Genomic DNA, 20,233 nt, shown 5'->3' on the forward strand with positions numbered 1-20,233 from the left:
GCCCGGGGCGGGCGCCGACCCGGTGGAGCGATGCCGGACGTGGTCGCCGACCGGCCCTCCCAACGCTACCCAGCGTCACCGACAGAACGACGGACAAGAACAAAGGAGGACGGGGTTTCCTCCCCTGGGGCGGAAAGCCTTGGGGCATGGCTCCGGAGTTCCGATGACAAATCCCTCCCGGGGTGTGCTGGCCGCCTCTTTCGCGGCCGGCCGGGCCGCCCTACCCGCCGCCAGGCAGTTCACCCACGAGGTCGTCACCGCGTGGGCGGCCGCGTCGATCGGTGCGGACGCCGACCGGCTGACCGGCGAACTGGTGTCACAAGTAGGAGATGTCGCATTTGACATCATATGGGCTCACCAGGGCGATGCCCTCCAGATAGAGATCCGGGAGAAGGAGTTCCAGCAGACCGCCGCCTCGGGGCCGTCCGTCCAGGTCGCCGCCTGGGGTGTCAGCTACGAGGGCTCGCTGCGCACCCACTGGGCGCGCCTGCCGCTGCCCGGCGGCACCGTCGCCCGGCCCACCGACGACTGGTCCGACCGGGGCGGATCCAAGGGGCCCGGCTGGCTCGGCTATCTCGCCGACGCCAGTGACCTGCTGGCCGGCACGCTCGATCCGGACATGGTGCCCGCGCTGATCGCCCAGATCGTGGTGCCCCGGCTCGCCACCTGGTGCGCGGTCTACACCGCCGACGCCGACATGGGGCCGCTCGGCCTCGCCTACGTCTGGCACGCCGACGAGGTGCACATCGACGGCCTGCGCGCGGAGCTGGCCGGCGCGGCGATCCCCTCGGCGGAGAACCTCAGCCCCGTCCCGTTCCCGGTGGGCGACTGGCAGTCGCTCGCCTTCCCGCTGACCGCGCGCGGGCGCAGCCTCGGCGTCATGTGCCTCGGCCGCTCGGGGCTGTTCCCCGACGACGTCGCCCAGCTGGCCGAGGACCTCGCCCGCCGGGCCGCCCTCGCCATGGACAACGCCCGGCTCTACGCCCAGCAGGCCGACGCCAACCGCGCGCTGCAGCGCAGCCTGCTCCCTCCCGGCACCCCGGACGAGACCCCGGGGCTCGACTACTCGGTGGTGTACGAGCCGGCCGGCGAGACCAACGAGGTGGGCGGCGACTTCTACGACCTGTTCACCACCGGCGAGGGAACCTGGCGGTTCGCCATCGGCGACGTCTGCGGCACCGGCCCGCAGGCCGCCGCGGTCACCGGCCTGGCCCGGCACACCCTGCGCCTGCTGGCCCGGGAGGGGTACGACATCGCCGCCGTGGTCTCCCGGCTGAACCAGGCGATCCTCGACGAGGGGGAACGCGCCCGGTTCCTCACCCTGCTGCACGGCGAGATCCGCCGCACCGATGACGGGCTGGACATCTCGCTGCTGTCGGCCGGCCATCCCGAGGCGTTGCGGCTGCGGCCGAGCGGCGTGGTGGAGACCGTGGTGACCTCGCAGTCGCTGCTCGGCGTCTTCCCCGAGGCCGAGTTCGCCGCCGAGCACGTCCACCTGGCGCCCGGTGACGTGCTGCTCGGGGTGACCGACGGGGTGACCGAGCGCCGCTCCGGCGGCCGGCTGCTCGACGACGACGGCGGCCTGGCCAAGTTGCTGGCCGAGTGCGCCGAGCTGTCGGCACGGGCGGTCGCCGAGCGGATCCGCCGCGCGGTGCAGGACTTCGCGGTGGAGCCGAGCGCGGACGACCTCGCCATCCTGGTGCTCCGGGCCGACTGAGCGCGTCCCGGCCGGGACCGCGGGCCCGGCCGGCACCTTCGTCCGGCGCGGGCGGGGCGGACGAGCCGGGCCGTGCGGACCGGCGGCCGTCGAACCGGATCCGCCGGACCCGCCAGGGCGGGCCGGCGGAACGTCAGGACGAGCCCGGGGCCGGGGGGATTCCCACGTGCTTGCGGGCGAAGTCCAGCTGCGCCGCCATCTGCCGGATGCGCTCCTCGACGACCAGCGTGCCGTGGCCGGCGTTGTACCGGTAGACCTCGAACTCGTGGTGCCGTTCACCCAGCTTGTCCAGATATTTCGTGATCTGTCCGATCGGGGAGCGCGGGTCGTTCTCGCCGGCGAGCACCAGCAGCGGCGCCTGCACCGCGTCCAGGTACGAGATCGGGGACGACGCGGCGTACAGCTCGGGCACCTCGTCCGGCGAGCCGCCGAACAGCGCGCGGTGGTAGGCGCGCAGGCCCTCGGTCTCGTCCCGGTAGGCGGCGGCGTGGTCGGCGATCGGCACCGCCGCGATACCGGCCACCCAGGACTTCGGCTGGGTGCCGAGGCCGAGCAGCGTGAGGTAGCCGCCCCAGGACGCCCCGGCCAGCACCAGCCGCTCGGGGTCGGCGACGCCGGAGGCGACCGCCCAGTCGCGGACCGCCGCGACGTCGGCCAGCTCGATGTGGCCGACCGCGCCGCGCAGCGCGTCCCGCCAGGCCGAGCCGTAGCCGACCGAGCCGCGGTAGTTGACCCGGACGACCACGAACCCGGCGTCCACCCAGGCCGCCACGTTCGGCGCGAACGAGTCGTCGTCCTGGGCCGCCGGGCCGCCGTGCAGCAGGAAGACCGCCGGATACGGCGCCGAGCCGCCCTCCGGCCGGGAGACCAGCGCGTGGATGCGGCCCCCGGGGCCTTCGACGTGCACGTCCTCCAGCGGGACCGACGGCGGCGCCGACGGCCCGGACTGGTTCATCACCACGTGCCCTTCGCTGGACCGGACGACCGGCGGGTGCGCGGCGCTGGACCAGGAGTACTCGACGGTGCCGTCCGGCCGGGGCATCGCGTCGTGGATGACCCCGTGCGGCGTCTTGATCGGCGTCAGCAGGCCGCCGCCGAGGTCGTAGCGGAACAGCTCGGTGCGGGCCCGGTCGTTGTGGCCGATCAGCAGGGCGCGCCCGTCGTGGTACCAGTCGGCGGTGATCTCGCCGGCCACCCGCAGCCAGATCTCCCGCTCCTCGCCGGTCTGCGGGTCCCACAGCAGCGGCTCCCGGCGGCCGCGGCGCTCGTGCAGCGCCAGGATGCGCCGGTCGTTGATCGACGGGGCGAACCGCACCCCGGAGAAGCCCTTGCCCGGCCCGTCGTTCAGTTCCGCGGCGATCCGGCCGTCCGGCCGGATCACCCGCAGCGCGAGGTGCCGGGAGTCGCCGTGCTCGCTGTGACTCACCGCGATCAGCGAGCCGTCCAGCGACATGCCGGAGACCTGCGCGAACTCCCGCGACTCGTAGATCAGGGCCGGCTTCTCCTCGCTGCCCGGCCGGACGTGGAAGATCTGGAAGCCGTGCCGGCTGCTCCGGCCGACCACCGCGGTGCCGGTCGCCGACAGCGCCAGGCCGGTGGGGTGGCCCGGGGCGAGCTCGGGGTGCGCCGGCGTCTCCGGCCCGCCGTTGAACGGCTGCCGCATCCAGATGCCGAACTCGTCGCCGTAGGTGTCGGAGAACCACCAGATCCACTGGCCGGTCGGATCCACCGCGGCGTGCGCGGTGCCCTTGGGCCGGCTGGTGACCTGGCGGGTGACACCGATCGCGCGGTCCCAGGCGTGGATCTCCCACACGCCGGAGATGTTGCAGCGGTAGACGGCCCGCGCCGGGGCCAGCCGCGCCCAGGTGGGCAACGTCATCCGTGCCGCTCGGAACCTGGCCTGCCAGCGTTCCTCGGCCTTCATGGGCGTGCCCCTCCCTCACGCTCTCCCGGATCGGGGATCGGCGGGTTGCCGTTAAGTATGTCGCTTTCTACGGGCACTTGGCCTACAAAGTGGGGGAAATTCGTGATTCCCGGCCCGCTAGGTGATCTTACGGAACAGGGCCACCCGGCAGGACATCGTCACGCCCACCGGGTCGGCGAGCCGCGAGATCCGCCGCCCGAGCGCGTCCGGATCAGTGTGCCAGGCGCTCGGACCCATGGCCGCCGCGGCCGCGACCGCGCGGTGGTCCAGCCGCATCTCCGACTCCACCACCGTCGCGCCGGCCGGGACGAAGTCGCCGCCTAGGCTCTCCTCGACCCGCCGGTCCTTGTCCTGGTCCACCGACAGCAGCCCGAGGTCGCCGACCAGCGGCGCCAGGTGCCGCGGCGTCGGCGTCACCACCACCAGCGTGCCGCCCGGCCGCAGCACCCGGGCGAACTCCGGGCCGTTGCGCGGGGCGAAGACGTCGAGCAGCACGTCGGCGCGGGCGTCGCGCAGCGGGAGCGGGCGCCACACGTCCGCGGCCACCGCGCCGATCCGGGGATGGGCGCGCGCGGCCCGGCGCAGCGCGTGCTTGGAGACGTCCAAGGCGAGGCCGGCGTCCCGGGGGCCGAGCGCCCCGGCCAGGTGGTGGCCGGTGCCGGCGCCGGCGTCCACCACCAGGGACCGCCCGCCGGCCGCCGCGCCGGCCGCCTCGACGGCGGCACGCAGCCGCGCGGTGAGCGGGGCGAAGTGCCCGGCGCCGAGGAACTCCTCGCGCGCGGCGACCATCGCGGGGGTGTCCGCGGTGCCGGGCGCGGCCGACCCGGTCAGCAGGTTGAGGTAGCCCTGCCGGGCGACGTCGAAGGCGTGGCCGCGCGCGCACCGCGCCGACCCGCCGGCCAGGGTCAGCCCGTCCCGGCAGATCGGGCAGCTGAGGTGATCGATGACGTCGGCCAGCATGACCCCATCATGGCCGGGCCGCGCCGCACCCCGGCCGCCCGGGTCCCTCAGCGGCGGGCGCCGTCGATCAGCACCGCCAGCCCGTCCAGCAGGCGGGCCAGCCCGAAGTCGAAGATGCTCTGCAGGTCCAGGTCGACGTCCGGCCGGCTGACGACCGCGGTGAAGGCGGGGAAGCGGCCGGAGGCGAACACCGCGGCGAAGTCCGGATCTTGCCGTTCCATCCATTCGTCGTCGGTGAGCCCGGTCCGCTGCCGCGCCTCGGCCTCCCACTCCAGGTTCACCGCCACCCCGTGCACGTAGTTGTGCAGGCCGACCACCGCGTGCAGCGTCGTGTTCGGCGACAGGCCGAGCCCGGCGAGCCCGCTCATCAGCCATTCGGTGTGCGCCAGCGCGTTCGGGGACATCAGCGGCCGGGTGAAGGAGACCGCCTGGGCCAGCCAGGGGTGCCGGCGGTAGAGCTCCCACTGGGCCCGGGCGGTCAGCTCCATCCGCCGCCGCCAGCCGAGCTCGTCGCCGCCGGGCAGCGGCTCGGCGGCGTAGATGGTGTCGACCATCAGCGCGACCAGTTCGTCCTTGCCCGGCACGTGGCGGTACAGCGACATGGCGGCCACGCCGAGCGCGGCGGCGATCCGGCGCATGGACAGCGCGGCCAGCCCTTCGGCGTCGGCGATCTCGATACCCGCCCGCACGATGCGCTCGCGGCCGAGTTCCTGGTCACCCGCCCGCGGGCGGCGCGGCGCGGCGGCGGGCCGGGACAGGGCCGGTGGTGGCGGGCCGCCACCACCGGCCGGCCGTGATCCGCCGGCGACCTCCCCGGCGGCCCCGGGATCGCCCTCGGCGGTGACCACCGCAGCCGCCTCGGCGGCGACCACGGTCCCGACGCCGGGGACGGCGGTCACCAGCCCCTGCTGCCGCAGCGCGGCGAGCACCTTGCCGGCCGTCGCCATCGCCACCCCCCACTGGGCGGTGATCTGCCGGGCGGAGGGCACCCGGGCGCCCGGCGGCAGGTCGCCGGTCTCGATCCGCCGCCGGATCTCCCCGGCGATCCGCAGGTACGGCGGCTGTGTCGCGTTCTCTGCACCGGCCATCGTCCCAGTGTACTAGTGCACCAGCCCGATGACCGCGGGTCGACCGGCCCGTCAGGTCCGGGATCCGTACGGTGAGCGTACTAGTACACTAAAAGTGATCGTCAAGCTAGTACGACGTTAACCGCATGCTTGCCGTAGACCGTTCATCTCGCTTACGCTGTACGCGTACTATTTGATGTACGTCGTACGCAGCGATCCGCACAAGGAGCGTCCCATGTCCGATCGGCAGATTCTGATCTCCGGCGCGAGCATCGCCGGTCCGGCGCTGGCCTACTGGCTGCGGCGGTACGGCTTCGAGCCCGTGGTGGTGGAGCGCGCGCCGGCCTTCCGGGACGGCGGGCACGCCGTCGACCTGCGCGGCACCGCCCACGAGGTGGTCGAGCGGATGGGCCTGATGCCGCAGGTGCGCCGGGCGAGCATCGGCACCCGGGGAATGTCCTTCGTGGACGCCGCCGGCCGGCGCCGCGCCGGCATGGACGTCGCGACGCTCGGCGGCGAGGGGGCGGTCTCGGAGATCGAGATCCTGCGCGGCGACCTGGCCAGGGTGTTCTACGAGGCCACCCGGGACGAGGTGGAGTACATCTTCGACGACTCGATCAGCGCGCTGGACGAGGACGGCACCGGGGTCAAGGTGACCTTCGAGCGGGGCGCTCCGCGCCGGTTCGGCGTGGTCGCCGGCGCGGACGGCGTCCACTCGGTGGTGCGGGCGCTGGCCTTCGGCCCGGAGGAGCGGTACGTCCGGCACCTCGGCGCCTACTCCTCCTACTTCACCATCCCCTATCCGATGTCACACGACCGCTGGGACCGCTATCACACACCGCTCGGCGGGCGCGTGGTGGCGGTGCGGCCCACCGTGCGCCCGGACGAGGCCAAGGCGCTGTTCGGCTTCACCTCGCCGCCGCTGAGCTACGACCGCCGCGAAGCGGCCGCCCAGAAGCGGATCGTCGCCGAGCGGTTCGCCGGCGTGGGCTGGGAGGCGCCGCGCCTGCTCGCGGCGATGGCGGAGGCGCCGGACTTCTACTTCGACGCCACCGCCCAGGTGCACGTGGACGGCTGGTCGCGCGGGCGGGCGGTGCTGCTCGGAGACGCCGGGTACTGCCCGTCGTCGCTTACCGGCCTCGGCACCAGCCTGGCGCTGATCGGCGCCTACGTGCTGGCCGGCGAGCTCGCCGCGGCCGGCGGCGACCACCGGGCCGCCTTCCCCGCCTACCAGGACGCGATGCGCGGCCTGGTCCGCCAGGCGCAGGCGCGGGCGGGCGGCACCGGGTTCCTCATGCCGGACTCGCGCGCGGTGCGCCTGGCACGCGATGTGTCGCTGCGCACGCTGCCGTACGTGCCGTGGAAGGGCATGGTCGCCCGCAAGCTCCGCGAGGGCGCCACCGTCGCCCTCAAGGACTACTCCCACTGACGTCCGGGTCAGGCCGCGGGGGTCGGCGAGCGCTGACGGCGACCGCGAGCAGGCAGAGAAGGGCCGGAGCCATCAAGGCGATCATCAGTCCGCCTTCACCCCCGGGAGGTCCGGTGCTCGCGGTGAGGCTCGCAAGAACGGGCCGCCCCTCGTGATGCTGGGACATCGGCGGAGAATCAACCGAGGCACCGCCCGATGACGAGGCTTTCGGTATCTCCGGAAGTATGATGCAAAGCGCGGACGAAATGGCCACCCCGAAATCACCACGCATGACCACGAAGTAGACGTAGGTCTCCTTTCTTGAGTTGGCCGTTATATCGGTGTAGCCGGGCTGGCCGATGTAGGCCATCCACACGGTCGTGGGAGTGCGGTTGCTGCCGGTGGCACGTTGTAGCTCGACCAAGGTGGTGCCGGCGGGAACGTGAGTCCAGGTCAGTCGAACGCCGTCACCTCTGACACGTTTGCAGTTGAGGCTGAGCGGCGGTGGCCGAGTGACGGTCGGAGACGGCGTGGGAGAGGGTGTCGGGGGAAAAGGCGGATAAGGATAGGTGATCCGCCGTGACCCAGGCGCCGCCGCCGGTGAAACGGAAGCCGCGCTCACCGGCGGCCAGAGGGATATTGACAGGGCGATTGCCAGCCTCGTCCAGTTCGTCAACATGATCTGATCTCCCGGACCTGCTGTGCCGCTGAGTACAGGTCCGGTATAGGACGAGGACCAGTGTCTTATCTGCGGGCGGCGGCCGGAATGCGGGAAAGTTGCCGGGTTTTCACCATCGCCTGACAGTGATGCCGCACCGGTCCGGGGACCACTGCCCCGTGACGACGGAGCCGCCGGGGACGCCCGGCACGAGCGGACGCCCCCGGCGGCGGGACGGATCAGGAGGGGACGGAGGCGACGCCGGGCTGGAGGAAGCGGCGGCGGTTGACCTTCTTGGCGATGCCCTCGCGGTCGAGGTAGGGGCCTGGTCGCCCGCAAGCTCCGCGAGGGCGCCACCGCCGCCCTCAAGGACTACGAGCGCTGACCGCGGTACCGGCCCGGGCACTCACCGGCCCGGGCAGAATTCATCGGATGCTGAAAATCGACCGCGGAGATCTATCGCCGGGGTGGAAACCGGAGTACCGTGAAATTCACGGTTTGATGAATTCTATCCGGTGCCGCCCCCTGGCGGGCGCGGCCGGGAAGGAGACGGCGATGCGCAGAGGTCCTGCCGCGGCGGGCAGTGCGCTGTTCCTGCTGGTGGCGCCCGGTACGGTGGCCGGGTACCTCCCGTGGTGGATCACCGGCTGGCGTACCGGCTCCGCCGGGCCGTACCCGGTTCCGGTGCGGGTCCTCGGCGCGGTGCTGGTCCTGGCCGGTGCGGCCGTGATCGTGCAGGCGTTCGTCCGCTTCGTCGTCGAGGGACGCGGCACGCCGATGCCCGCCGCCGCACCGGACCGGCTGGTGGTCGGCGGGCTCTACCGGTACGTGCGCAATCCGATGTACGTCGGGGTGCTGTCCGCCGTACTGGGGCAGGCGCTGTGGTTCGGGCGGCCGGAGCTGCTCCTCTACGCCGCCGCGGTGTGGGCGGTGCCCGCCGCGTTCGTCCGCTGGTACGAGGAGCCCACGCTCGCCCGGCGGTTCGGCGCCGACTACGAGCGCTACCGGCGCGCCGTCCCGGCGTGGATCCCGCGCCTGCGCCCCTGGCACGGATGATCCCGTGCCTGCGTGCCCGGCACGGATGGCCGCCCGGGACGCCCTGGCGGGCGCCGCCGGGCGGCGGAGGGTCAGGCCGGGACGGAGGCGACGCCGGGCTGGAGGAAGCGGCGGCGGTTGACCTTCTTGGCGATGCCCTCGCGGTCGAGGTAGGGGGTGATGCCGCCGGTGTGGAACGGCCAGCCGGCCCCGAGGATCATGCACAGGTCGATGTCCTCGGCCGCGGCGACGACCTTCTCGTCCAGCATGATCCGCACCTCTTCGGCCAGCGCGCGCAGCGCCCGGTCGCGGACCTCCTCACCGCTCGGCCCGGTACCGCCCTCGCGCTCGAAGATCTTCCGCGCCTCGGGGTCGATGGACAGGTCGGCGGCGTACACGCCCGGCTTGCCGGCCTTCACCAGCTCGGCCAGGTTCGCCGAGACCCGGTAGCGGTCGGGGAACGCCCGGTGCAGCGTCTCGGCGACGTGCAGCGCGACGGCCGGCCCGACCAGCTGCAGCAGCGCGAACGGCGTCATCGGCAGGCCCAGCCCGTCCAGGGCATGGTCGGCGGTCTCGATGGGGGTGCCCTCGTCCACCGCGCCGATGACCTCGCCCATGAACCGGGTGAGCAGGCGGTTCACCACGAAGGCCGGCGAGTCCTTGACCAGCACGCTGGACTTCTTCAGCGTCCTGGCCACCGCGAAGGCCGTGGCCAGCGTCGCGTCGTCGGTGCGCTCGCCGCGGACGATCTCCAGCAGCGGCAGCACCGCGACCGGGTTGAAGAAGTGGAAGCCCACCACCCGCTCGGGGTGCCATAGGTCGGCGGCCATCGCGGTCACCGGCAGCGAGGAGGTGTTGGTGGCGAGTACGCACTCCGGGCCCACCACCGCCTCGACCTCGGCGAACACCCGCTTCTTGATCTCCAGGTCCTCGAAGACGGCCTCGATCACGAAGTCGGCGTCGGCGAATGCGTCCTTGGTGAGCGAGCCGCTGACCAGGCCCTTCAGCCGGTTGGCCTGGTCGGCGGTGATCCGGCCCTTGCCCAGCAGCTTGTCGACCTCGGCGCGCACGTAGCCGACGCCCTTGTCCAGGCGCTCCTGGTCGAGGTCGGTGAGCACCACCGGCACCTCCAGCCGGCGGGCGAACAGCAGCGCCAGCTGCGACGCCATCAGCCCGGCCCCGACCACGCCGACCTTGGTCACCTTGCGGGCCAGTGCCCGGTCCGGCGCGCCGGCCGGGCGCTTGGCCCGCCGCTGCACCAGGTCGAACGAGTACAGGCCGGCCCGCAGCTCGTCGCCCATCAGCAGGTCGGCCAGCGCCGCGGTCTCGGCGGCGAAGCCCTCGTCGCGCCCGGCGGTGCGGGCCAGCTCGACCAGGTCCAGCGCCCGGTACGGGGCGGGGGAGGCGCCGCGCACCTTGAGGTCCACCAGGGCGCGCGCCCCGTCGACCGCCGCCTGCCAGGCACCGGCGTCGGCGATGAACGGGTGCCGGGAGACCGCGGTCTCGCCGGTCACCACCCGGGCGGCCCAGCGCAGGCTCTCCTCCAGGAAGTCGGCCGGCTCGAAGATCGCGTCGGCGACGCCCAGCCGGAACGCCTCCCGTCCCTTGATCATGCGGTTCTGGGACAGCGGGTTCTCGATGATCAGCTTGAGCGCGTTGGCCGGGCCGATGAGGCGCGGGAGCAGCTGGGTGCCGCCCCAGCCGGGCACCAGGCCGAGGAAGCACTCGGGCAGCGCCACCGCGGGCACCCCGGAGGAGATCGTCCGGTAGGTGCAGTGCAGCGCCACCTCCAGGCCGCCGCCCATCGCCGCGCCGTTGACGAACGCGAACGACGGCACGTCCAGCTCGCCGAGCCGGCGGAAGACCTCGTGCCCGAGCCGGCCGAGCTCCTCGGCCTGGGCGCGGGTGCGCACCAGGGCGGCGCCCTTCAGGTCGGCGCCCACCGCGAAGATGAACGGCTTGCCGGTGACGCCGACCGCGGCCAGGTCGTCGCGGGCGGCGATGGCGGTCAGCGCCGCGTCCAGCTCGGTCAGGCCGCGCGGGCCGAAGGTGTTCGGCTTGGTGTGGTCGAAGCCGTTGTCCAGGGTGATCAGCGCCATCGTGCCGGCGCCGCCGGGCAGGGCGACGTCGCGGACCAGCGCGTGCGTGACGACCTCGTCGTCGAAGATCTCGGTGATGCCGCTCACTTGGCGCCCTCCCAGGCGAGGTTCTCCCAGATGACCGTCCCGCCCATGCCCATGCCGACGCACATGGTGGTGACGCCGTACCGCACGTCCGGCCGGTCGCCGAACTGCCGGGCGAGCTGCGTCATGAGGCGCACCCCCGAGGAGGCCAGCGGGTGGCCGAACGCGATGGCGCCGCCGTAGGGGTTGACCCGCGGGTCGTCGTCGGGGATGCCGAAGTGCGAGAGGAAGGCGAGCACCTGGACGGCGAAGGCCTCGTTGATCTCGATCAGGCCCAGGTCGTCGATGGTCAGCCCGGCCAGGCGCAGGGCCCGCTCGGTGGACGGGATGGGGCCGACGCCCATCACCTCGGGGTCCACCCCGGCGAAGGCGTAGGAGACCAGCCGCATCCTGGCGGTGAGGCCGAGCTCGGCGGCGACGTCGGCCGCGGCGACGACGCAGCCGGTGGCCCCGTCGTTGAGCCCGGCGGCGTTGCCGGCGGTCACCCGGCCGTGCGGGCGGAACGGGGTCTTCAGCGCGGCGAGCCCCGCCATGGTGGTGCCCGGCCGCGGCGGCTCGTCCTCGGTGGCCAGGCCCCAGCCCTCGGCGGCCTTGCGGGTGGCCGTCGGCACCAGGTCGAGCTGGATCCGGCCGTCGGCGTAGGCCTTGGCGACCTTCTCCTGGGAGGCGACCGCGTAGGCGTCGGCGCGCTCCTTGCTGATCTCCGGGTAGCGGTCGTGCAGGTTCTCCGCGGTCATGCCCATGATCAGCGCGGAGCCGTCCACCAGCTTCTCCGACAGGAACCGGGGGTTGGGGTCGACGCCCTCGCCCATCGGGTGCCGGCCCATGTGCTCGACGCCGCCGGCGATGGCCACGTCGTAGGCGCCGAAGGCGATGCCGCCCGCCACGCTGGTCACCGCGGTCATCGCGCCCGCGCACATGCGGTCGATGGCGTACCCGGGCACCGACTTGGGCAGGCCGGCCAGCACCGCGGCCGAGCGGCCGATGGTCAGGCCCTGGTCGCCGATCTGGGTGGTGGCCGCGATGGCCACCTCGTCGACGCGTTCGGGCGGCAGCCCGGGGTTGCGCCGCATCAGTTCACGGATGACACGGACGACCAGGTCGTCGGCGCGCGTCTCGGCGTACAGGCCCTTGGGGCCCGACCGGCCGAAAGGCGTGCGTACGCCGTCGACGAACACGACGTCACGGGACGAAGGCACGGCTGGCTCCTCGCATGCTCGATGGCTTGCCCCCATGCTACTCGTCAGTAACAAGTCCTGGCGCGTCGCGTCCCGGCGTGGCGCGGGCAGGCGGGCGGCGGGAATGGTCCGGTGGCGCGGTCCCGGCGGGTCAGGCGGGCCGGGCGCGCGCCGCGGCCGCCTCGGCCAGCTGCTCTTCGGCCCATTCGGCCCAGTCGCGCTGCATCGCGCTGGCGCGCAGCCCCCACTCCAGGGCCAGCCGGCCGTACACCGCGAGGTCGTCATCCCCGGCGGCGACCTCGCGGATCGCGTTCAGCCGCTCGTGCTGGGCGGCGGCGCGCTCGCCTTGGGCCCGCAGGAACGCGCGGGCCCGGTCCGGCTCGACCTGGCCGAGGAAGAACACCCGCAGCAACATCTCGTTACGCGGGTTGCCGGCCGGCGGGACGTCGGTCAGCCAGTGCCGCAGCTCGGCGAGTCCTCGCTCGTCCAGGACGTACTCCTTGCGCCCGCGCGGGCCCTCGGCCGCGACCTTGACCAGCCCCGCGTCGGCGAGCCGGTTCAGCTCGGCGTAGACCTGGCTCTGGGTGGCCGGCCACACGTTGGCCAGGGATATCTCGAACAGCTTGAGCAGGTCGTATCCGCTCGCCGGGCCGGCGGTGAGCAGGCCGAGCAGGGCATGTCTGAGGCTCATGCGGCCATCATATTCCACAGTTGACAGGTCGATGACAGAGGTTCTATGTTCGACCTGTCTAAAGTGGAATATAAGGAGCGCGAGATGATCCGCAGCCTGGCCGGCTTCCTCCCGTGGATCGCCTACGCGGTGATCGCGACCGGTGACGAGTGGCGCTACGGCGCGGTCGCCGGCCTGCTGATCGCCCTGGTGGTCATCGCCGCCGACCGGGCCGCCGGCAGGCGGTGGGACCAGATGGTGATCGAGGCCAGCGGCGCGGTGTTCTTCGCGCTCGCCGCCGCGCTGTCCTTCGCCGACCCGGATTCGCCGCTCACGCCGTACGGCCCGGCGCTGGTCAATGCCTGGCTGGCCGCCACGGTCTGGGGGTCGCTGGCCGCCGGCCGGCCGTTCACCCTGGGCATCGCCCGCGGCATGACGCCACCACGCCTCTGGGACACGCCGCAGTTCCGCCGGGTCAACGTGACCATCACCGCGGTGTGGGGCGTCGCGTTCACCGTCGCCGCGATCGGGCTGGCCGTGCTGCTGCGCGCCGCCCCGCACGCGACCGCGGCGGTCGTCACCGTGAAGATCGTCACCTTCGTGCTGCCCGCCGTGTTCACCGTCCGATACCCCCGCCTGGTGCGGGCCCGGGCGGCCACCGCCGGCTGACCCGGCTCCGAGCCACCACCACCACCAGAAAGGCGCCGCACATGACCCACCAGCCCGCGTACCTGACCGGCGCGCTCGCGCCGGTGCCCGACGAGATCGACGCCACCGCGCTGGCGGTGACCGGCGAGCTGCCGGCCGCGCTGACCGGGCGGTACTTCCGCAACGGGCCCAACCCCAAGCCCGGCGACGACCCCGGCCACTGGTTCGCCGGCGCCGGCATGATCCACGGCGTCCGGCTGCGCGACGGGCGCGCCGAGTGGTACCGCAACCGGTGGGTGCGCACCCGCGCCTTCACCGAGGACGCCCGGCACGTCGACGAGCACGGCACGGTCGACCGCACCGCCGTGCCGGCCAACACCCACGTCATCCGGCACGCGGGCACGATCTTCGCCCTGGTGGAGAACGGCTTCCCCTACCAGATGACCCCCGAGCTGGACACCGTCGGCTCGTGCGACTTCGGCGGGCGGCTGACCACCGCGATGACCGCGCACCCCAAGGAGGACCCGGCCACCGGGGAACTGCACTTCTTCGGCTACGGCTTCACCGCGCCCTACCTCACCTATCACCGGCTGTCGGCCGCCGGGGAGCTGGTGGAGAGCCGGCCGATCGACGTTCCCGGGCCGACGATGGTGCACGATTTCGCCGTCACCGAGAACCACGTCATCTGGCTCGACCTGCCGGTCGTCTTCGACATGGACCTGGTCGGCCAGGGCATGCCGTACCGCTGGGACGACTCCTACGGCGCGCGGCTCGGCGTCATGGACCGGGCCGGCCGGGTGACCTGGTTCGACGTCGACCCCTGCTACGTGTTCCACACCGGCAACGCCTGGGAGGACCCGGCCGGGCGCATCGTGCTGGACGCGGTCCGCTACTCGCCCGAGGCGTTCACCGGGATCTGGACCCGCATCGCCGGCGCCGCCGACCCGGTGACCCGCACCGGCGGCGCCGTGCTGCACCGGTGGATCCTCGACCCGGCCTCCGGCGCGGTCAAGGAGGAGCAGCTGGACGACCGGACGGTGGAGTTCCCCACCCTCGACGACCGGCGGCTCGGCCGGGCCGGCCGGTACCTGTACACGGTGGGCCGCTCGGAGCTGGTCAAGTACGACACCGTGACCGGCGCCGCGCACGTCCGCGAGCTCGGCGCCCGGCCGGGCGAGGCGGTGTTCGTGCCGGCGCCAGGCGCCCGCGGGGAGGACGAGGGGTGGCTGCTGTCCATCGTCACCCACCAGGACGCGGCGGAGCTGCTGGTGCTGGACGCCGGCGGCCTGGACACCGTCGCCTCGGTCCACCTGCCGCGCCGCGTCCCGGCCGGCTTCCACGGCTCCTGGCTCCCCGACCCGGCCGGCTGACGACGCGCCGCCCTGCCGGCCGCGGCCGGTCAGCCGGCCCCGGCCAGCAGGGTGCGCGCCAGCCCCGCCGCGAACTCGGCGGTGCCGGCCGGTGACTCCTCCACACCTGTCAGGTGGAGCAGGAAGGCGCGCTGGAAGCAGGCGCCGAGCAGCAGGGCGGCCGCCGCGCCGGGGTCGGCGTCCGCCCGCAGCCGCCCGGCGTCCCGCAGCGCCGCGAAGCAGCGGGTGTGAGTGAGTACTCACCAACTAAGGAGGGGCGCGATGAAAGTCGCCGTCTTCGGGGCCACCGGCCGTACCGGCCAGGAAGTCGTCCGGCAGGCGCTCGACGCCGGCCACCAGGTCACCGCGGTGGTCCGCGACCCGGCCGGCCTGCGGATCGACCATCCGGCGCTGCAGGTCGTCACCACCGCCGACGTCACCCGGCCCGAGACCTTCCAGGCCGCCCTGGCCGGGCAGGACGCGGTGGTGTCGGCGCTCGGCTCCCGCACCCGCAGGTCCGGTGGCATCGCCACCGCCGCCACCCGGGCGATCCTGCGCGCGAGCGCGGCGGCCGGGGTGGCGCGGGTCGAGGTGCTGAGCGCCATGCCGGTCGGCCCGATGCCCGCCGGGGAGAGCGCGGCGCGGCGCCTGATCCTGGTGCCGCTGCTGCGCCGGTTCCTGCGGGACGCCTACGCCGATCTGGCCGCGATGGAGGACGAGGTGCGGCACAGCGCCGCGGAGTGGACCATCGTCCGCCCGCCCCGGCTCACCCTCGGGCCGCGCACCGGCGACTACCGGGTGGTCGTCGGCGGCAACGTGCCGGCGGCGCGGAGCATCTCCCGGGCCGACCTCGCCCACGCCATGCTGGCGCTGCTCGATGACCCGGCGGCGGTGAAGCAGGCGGTCGGCGTCGCCGGGTGACGCCCGCCGCCCGGCCCCGGCGCTCGTTAAGGTGGACCTTCAGCACCGGCGGACCGGAAGGTTGGGCACGATGTCGTACGCGCCGAGGTCGTTCGGGGACGTCGAGGTCGTCCCGCTCCGCGACGCGGTGGGGCCGATGAGCGGCCCGCTGCGCAGCCCGCCGGGTGCCATCCTCACCGGCGGCTCGCCGGCCGACTGGGCCGGGCTGCCCGCCGACACCTGGGAGCTGCACTTCCGGTGCTACCTGCTGCGCGGCCGGACCGGGCGGCCGGTGCTGGTGGACACCGGCATCGGCGGCACCGACTCGCCGGCGTCGAACTGGGCGCCGGTGCCCGGGGCACTGGTGGCCGAGCTCACCCGGGCCGGCGTGGCGCCCGCGGACGTCGGCACCGTCGTGTTCACCCACCTGCACAGCGACCACGCGGCCGGCGCCGTCACCGAGGGCGTCCCGGCCTTTCCCAACGCCCGCCACGTCATCCAGCGCGCGGAGATCGACTGGATCGAGGGCGGTGGCCCCAACGCGATCCTGGAACGGGTGCTGCGCCCGCTCACCGGCCTGATCGACGCGGTGGACGGCGACGCCGGGGTCCTGCCGGGCGTGCGGGTCCGGCACACCCCCGGGCACACCCCGGGCCACCAGGTGGTCGAGGTCGGCCCGCTCACCCTGACCGGCGACGTGGTGCTGCACCCGGTGCAGCTGCGCGACCCGGCGATCCGCTATGCCCACGACCGCGACCCCGAGCAGGCGGCGGCCACCCGGGCCGAGCTGCTGCGCGCGGTGCGCGCCGCCGGCGGCACCATCGGCACCGCGCACTTCGCCGAGCCCTTCACCGACCTGACCGACCGACCTGCCGGCTGACCCGCCGTCCGCCCGCCGGGGCCGTGCACGCGGATCCCGGCACCCGGCCCGGGCACGCCGCCCGGGCACCCGGACGGGGCACCCGGTCCGGGCACCCGGCCTGGCTCACCAGGGCCGGGTCACCCCGGGCGGTGGCGGCGGCCGGGCGGCGGTTACCGTCGGAGGATGGCCACGATCCCGCCGGACGACTTCTACGCCCGGATCAACAAGACCCTGGCCGGCGCGGGGGCCTTCATCACCGACCGCCGAGGCCGGGTGCTGCTGGTCAAGCCCAACTACCGCGACCACTGGCTGTGGCCGGGCGGGCACGTGGACGAGGGGGAGACGCCCGCGGACGCCTGTGCCCGGGAGGTCCGGGAGGAACTGGGGCTGATCCTGCCGGTCGGCCGGCTGCTCGGCGTGCACTGGGTGCCGCCGCTCGGCGACCGGCCGCTGCCGCTGGTGCACTTCCTGTTCGACTGCGGCACGTTGCCGAGCGAGGACGGCATCGTGCTGCAGCGCGAGGAGCTGGACGCCTACCGCTTCGTCGCCCCCGGCGAGGCCCGGGAGGTCATGCCGGCCTACCTGGTCCGCCGGCTGCGCGCCGCCATCGCCGCCCGGACCGGCGGTACGAGCTTCTACCTCACCGGCGGATCCGCCGGGTTCCTGGCCCCGGGCGAGCCGGAGTAGGAAAAGGGCCGGAGCAGGAAAGGGAACGGCCTCCCCGGGGGTGCCGGGGAGGCCGTCGTGCTCGGGCGGCCGGTGGCCGGCCGGTCAGGGGGTGTAGACGTTGGGCTGCGGCGGGGTGGACATGCCGTTGCCGATGAAGAAGCTCGGATGCGGCGGCTGGTTGTAGGCGGTGTTCTGCCAGGCGATGGCCACCCGGTACTGCGTGTCGTGCATCAGCGTCGGGATCCGCCGGTCGGTCTGGGTGGGCGTCGAGTAGATGCGCAGCGCCGAGCTGTCGGTGGTCGGCCAGATGACCTCCTCGCGCCAGTCGCCCCACAGGTCGCCGGACAGCGACGGGGTGGCCTTGGTGCCGTTGTTGGAGGTCACCCCGGAGCCGGTGAACACCCGGGTCTCGCCGCTGCCGTTGTACTTGTTGACGTAGGTCTTGTCGAGCAGCTCGCGCACCGGGTCGCCGTCCCACCAGGCCAGGAAGTTCATCGACGACGGCTTGGTGCCGACGTTCTGGCCCTTGGGGTTGTACAGCCCGCCCGCCGCCGCCGACCAGGACTCGGCGCCCGCGCTGCCGGCCCAGATGTCGGCCGAGACGCCGCGGCCGTTGTCGCCGTTGGCGGGCGTCGTCCACAGGATCTGCCCGTTCCGGGCATCGGCCATCCACGAGCTGGGCTTGGAGGCGTCCTCGTCCACCTTGAACACCTCAAGGCCGCCCCGGGACGGGTCCAAGTCGCCGACGTGCAGCGCGTCGCCGTGGCCGTTGCCGGTGTTCCACAGGGCGCGGCCGTTGTCGTCGATGCACGCCGCGCCGTAGACGATCTCGTCCCGGCCGTCGCCGTCCACGTCCGCGACCGACAGGTTGTGGTTCCCCTGCCCGGCGAAGGACCCGTTGCCGGAGGCGTTGCTGTCGAAGACCCAGCGCTGGGTGAGCGCGCCGTTGCGGAAGTCCCAGGCCACGACCACCGCGCGGGTGTAGTAGCCGCGCGCCATGATCAGGCTGGGCCGGGTGCCGTCCAGGTAGGCGGTGGCCGCCAGGAAGCGGTCCACCCGGTTGCCGTAGCTGTCACCCCAGGACGAGACCGTGCCGCGCGGCGGGTTGTAGTTCACCGTGGACAGCGCCGCACCGTTCTGGCCGTTGAACATGGTGAGGAACTCCGGCCCGGACAGCACGTATCCGGAGCTGTTGCGGTAGTCCGCCGAGGAGCTGCCGATCACCCGGCCGGTGCCGTCGACCGTGCCGTCCGCCGTCTTCATGGCGACCTCGGCCCGGCCGTCGCCGTTGTAGTCGTACACCTGGAACTGCGTGTAGTGCGCGCCGGCCCGGATGTTGCGGCCGAGGTCGATTCGCCACAGCCGGGTGCCGTTCAGCCGGTAGGCGTCGACGTACACGTTGCCGGTGTAGCCGGACTGGGAGTTGTCCTTGGCGTTGGACGGGTCCCACTTCAGCACGATCTCGTACTGGCCGTCGCCGTCCAGGTCGCCGACGCTCGCGTCGTTGGCGCTGTAGGTGTAGCTCACCCCGTCCGGCGTGGTGCCGCCGGAGGGCCGCTGCAGCGGCACGTCCAGGTAGCCGTTGCCGAAGCGCAGCGAGCCCTCCGAGGCCGCCTGCTCGGTGCCGTTGACCACCGGCCGCACGGTGTAGGAGGCGTCCGCCGCCGCGCCGCTGTCCAGGTAATCGGTCGACCCGGTGATGGGCGAGGAGTTCACCTTGGTGGTGCCGCGGTAGAGGTTGAACGCGACGCCGGCGGGGTCGGTGCCGAGCAGGCGCCAGCTCACCAGGTTGTTGCTGCCGGACCGGACGCTGATCAGGCCGCGGTTCAGCCGCTCCACCTGCCGGGCGCCGGCGGCGGGCACCGTCGGCGTCGGCGTCGGGGTGGGCGTGACGCTCGGCGTGGGCGTGGGCGTCGGCGTGACGGTCGGCGTGGGCGTCGGGGTCGGGCCGGGGCCGGTGTCGCCGGTGCAGGCGACGCCGTTCAGGCTGAACGACGCCGGCACCGGGTTGCTGGAGTTGTTCCACGAGGCATTGAAGCCGAAGCTGGTCGAGGCGCCGGTGCCGAGGGAGGCGTTGTAGCCGGCGTCGGACGCGGTCACCTGTGAACCGCTCTGGGTCACCGTGGCGTTCCACGCCTGGCTCACCTGCTGGCCGGCGGTGAAGCTCCACGTCAGCTTCCAGCCGTTCACCGGGTCGCCGAGGTTGGTGATGCTGACGTTCGCCCCGAAACCGCCACCCCATTGGGAGGAGACCGCGTAGTCGACGCGGCAGCCGATCGCGGCGGCCTCCGCGGTGACCGCGGTGCCGCCCGCAAGTGCGATGAGCGCCGCCGCGCCCAGCACCGCCCGGCGGCGTGCCCGTGTTCTCGCGCCCTCGCGCATGACACATCCCTTCGATGTTTCGGCCTTCTCATGGCATGGGCGGTCGCATCGGGGTGCCTCGTCCCGGTATGACCGTTGGGCACGGAAGCTAATTGAATCGTTTTGCTGGCACCAGTGACGCACCAGAACCCCATGTGGTCCGGACCATGCGCCCGCTCGCCTACCTGGGGTGATACGCGGAGCGGCGTCCCGGCCACCCGTCGATGGCGCTGAAAGTTTCGGAGCCGATGGTGGGCCGGCCGCCGGCGGGCCAGGCCGCTCCTGACCGGGAATCGCGGGATCCCGCCGCCCGGGAGCATGGCACGGCCGGTGATGGGATCTGTCCGGCCGCACCGGCCGGGACGATCACCGGGGAAGGGTGAGGCCGGCCGGGCGATCGGCGCCGGCCGCCTCCTCCACCGCGTCGCACAGCAGGTGGATGACCGCGAGGTGGACTTCCTGGACGGTGGCGGTGTCGTCGGCGGGGACCGCCAGCGCCTCGTCGCAGGCGTCGGCCAGCGGGTTGGGCGCGCGCCCGGTGAGCGCCCAGGTGAGCAGGCCCCGCGCCCGGCCGGCCCGCGCCGCCCCGACCACGTTACGGCTGGTGCCGCTGGTGGACAGGCAGATGAGGATGTCGCCGGGGT

Annotated in this window: 16 protein-coding genes; 8 read left to right on the forward strand and 8 right to left on the reverse strand. The window is 73.5% G+C overall.

Going from position 1 to position 20,233, the window contains the following annotated elements:
- Nucleotides 1-163: 163 nt before the first annotated feature.
- Nucleotides 164-1,717: a PP2C family protein-serine/threonine phosphatase gene (locus Sru01_RS28340; RefSeq protein WP_203991819.1), complete on the forward strand. Its 1,554-nt coding sequence runs from the start codon at nt 164-166 to the stop codon at nt 1,715-1,717.
- Between the two features lie 133 nt (nt 1,718-1,850).
- Here the strand turns inward: Sru01_RS28340 and Sru01_RS28345 are convergent, their stop codons facing one another.
- The 3 genes from Sru01_RS28345 to Sru01_RS28355 all read right to left on the reverse strand — a co-directional run bounded on the left by Sru01_RS28345 (nt 1,851) and on the right by Sru01_RS28355 (nt 5,689).
- Nucleotides 1,851-3,641: a S9 family peptidase gene (locus Sru01_RS28345; protein ID WP_203991821.1), complete on the reverse strand. Its 1,791-nt coding sequence runs from the start codon at nt 3,639-3,641 to the stop codon at nt 1,851-1,853.
- Between the two features lie 117 nt (nt 3,642-3,758).
- Entirely contained in the window at nt 3,759-4,601 is an 843-nt protein-coding gene (locus Sru01_RS28350; protein WP_203991824.1) for a putative RNA methyltransferase, read from the reverse strand.
- A gap of 47 nt (nt 4,602-4,648) precedes the next feature.
- Complete coding sequence (locus tag Sru01_RS28355; protein ID WP_203991826.1) at nt 4,649-5,689, reverse strand: TetR/AcrR family transcriptional regulator C-terminal domain-containing protein; 1,041 nt, start codon at nt 5,687-5,689, stop codon at nt 4,649-4,651.
- A 214-nt stretch (nt 5,690-5,903) separates the two neighbouring features.
- On the opposite strand from Sru01_RS28355, the gene Sru01_RS28360 reads away from it, so the two are divergent.
- Nucleotides 5,904-7,097, forward strand: coding sequence for an FAD-dependent monooxygenase (locus Sru01_RS28360; protein ID WP_203991827.1), 1,194 nt, complete (start codon nt 5,904-5,906; stop codon nt 7,095-7,097).
- Nucleotides 7,098-8,289: 1,192 nt separating this feature from the next.
- A complete protein-coding gene (locus Sru01_RS28365) occupies nt 8,290-8,790 on the forward strand; it encodes a methyltransferase family protein (RefSeq protein WP_203991829.1) in 501 nt (166 codons plus the stop codon).
- Nucleotides 8,791-8,861: 71 nt separating this feature from the next.
- Here the strand turns inward: Sru01_RS28365 and Sru01_RS28370 are convergent, their stop codons facing one another.
- The 3 genes from Sru01_RS28370 to Sru01_RS28380 all read right to left on the reverse strand — a co-directional run bounded on the left by Sru01_RS28370 (nt 8,862) and on the right by Sru01_RS28380 (nt 12,821).
- A complete protein-coding gene (locus tag Sru01_RS28370) occupies nt 8,862-10,955 on the reverse strand; it encodes a 3-hydroxyacyl-CoA dehydrogenase NAD-binding domain-containing protein (protein WP_203991832.1) in 2,094 nt (697 codons plus the stop codon).
- Nucleotides 10,952-12,130: a thiolase family protein gene (locus tag Sru01_RS28375; RefSeq protein WP_203991871.1), complete on the reverse strand. Its 1,179-nt coding sequence runs from the start codon at nt 12,128-12,130 to the stop codon at nt 10,952-10,954. The genes Sru01_RS28370 and Sru01_RS28375 overlap by 4 nt, the downstream gene beginning before the upstream one ends.
- A gap of 151 nt (nt 12,131-12,281) precedes the next feature.
- On the reverse strand, nt 12,282-12,821 hold the full coding sequence (locus Sru01_RS28380; protein ID WP_203991835.1) for a PadR family transcriptional regulator: 540 nt from the start codon (nt 12,819-12,821) through the stop codon (nt 12,282-12,284).
- A gap of 84 nt (nt 12,822-12,905) precedes the next feature.
- On the opposite strand from Sru01_RS28380, the gene Sru01_RS28385 reads away from it, so the two are divergent.
- From Sru01_RS28385 to Sru01_RS28410, 5 genes are all read left to right on the forward strand, one after another.
- Nucleotides 12,906-13,469, forward strand: a complete 564-nt coding sequence (locus tag Sru01_RS28385; RefSeq protein WP_203991837.1) for a hypothetical protein — start codon at nt 12,906-12,908, stop codon at nt 13,467-13,469.
- Between the two features lie 41 nt (nt 13,470-13,510).
- On the forward strand, nt 13,511-14,818 hold the full coding sequence (locus Sru01_RS28390; protein WP_203991840.1) for a carotenoid oxygenase family protein: 1,308 nt from the start codon (nt 13,511-13,513) through the stop codon (nt 14,816-14,818).
- Nucleotides 14,819-15,079: 261 nt separating this feature from the next.
- Nucleotides 15,080-15,718 carry an NAD(P)-dependent oxidoreductase gene (locus Sru01_RS28400; protein WP_203991843.1) on the forward strand — a complete coding sequence of 213 codons (639 nt, stop codon included), beginning with the start codon at nt 15,080-15,082 and terminating at the stop codon, nt 15,716-15,718.
- A gap of 70 nt (nt 15,719-15,788) precedes the next feature.
- Nucleotides 15,789-16,577 (forward strand): MBL fold metallo-hydrolase, encoded by a 789-nt coding sequence (locus Sru01_RS28405; protein ID WP_239137805.1) that lies wholly within the window; start codon nt 15,789-15,791, stop codon nt 16,575-16,577.
- 165 nt (nt 16,578-16,742) lie between these two features.
- The gene (locus Sru01_RS28410) at nt 16,743-17,246 is read left to right on the forward strand and encodes an NUDIX domain-containing protein (RefSeq protein ID WP_203991845.1); all 504 of its coding nucleotides are present in this window, start codon (nt 16,743-16,745) and stop codon (nt 17,244-17,246) included.
- An 84-nt stretch (nt 17,247-17,330) separates the two neighbouring features.
- Here Sru01_RS28410 and Sru01_RS28415 read toward each other — a convergent pair whose 3' ends face one another.
- Together Sru01_RS28415 and Sru01_RS28420 are read right to left on the reverse strand one after the other, a co-directional pair.
- Nucleotides 17,331-19,610, reverse strand: coding sequence for a rhamnogalacturonan lyase family protein (locus Sru01_RS28415; protein ID WP_203991847.1), 2,280 nt, complete (start codon nt 19,608-19,610; stop codon nt 17,331-17,333).
- Between the two features lie 345 nt (nt 19,611-19,955).
- Nucleotides 19,956-20,233, reverse strand: a 278-nt coding sequence (locus Sru01_RS28420) for an SIS domain-containing protein (RefSeq protein ID WP_203991849.1), incomplete at its 5' end; no start/stop codon positions are given.

Source organism: Sphaerisporangium rufum, assembly GCF_016863395.1.
GTDB classification, from domain to species: Bacteria; Actinomycetota; Actinomycetes; order Streptosporangiales; family Streptosporangiaceae; genus Sphaerisporangium; species Sphaerisporangium rufum.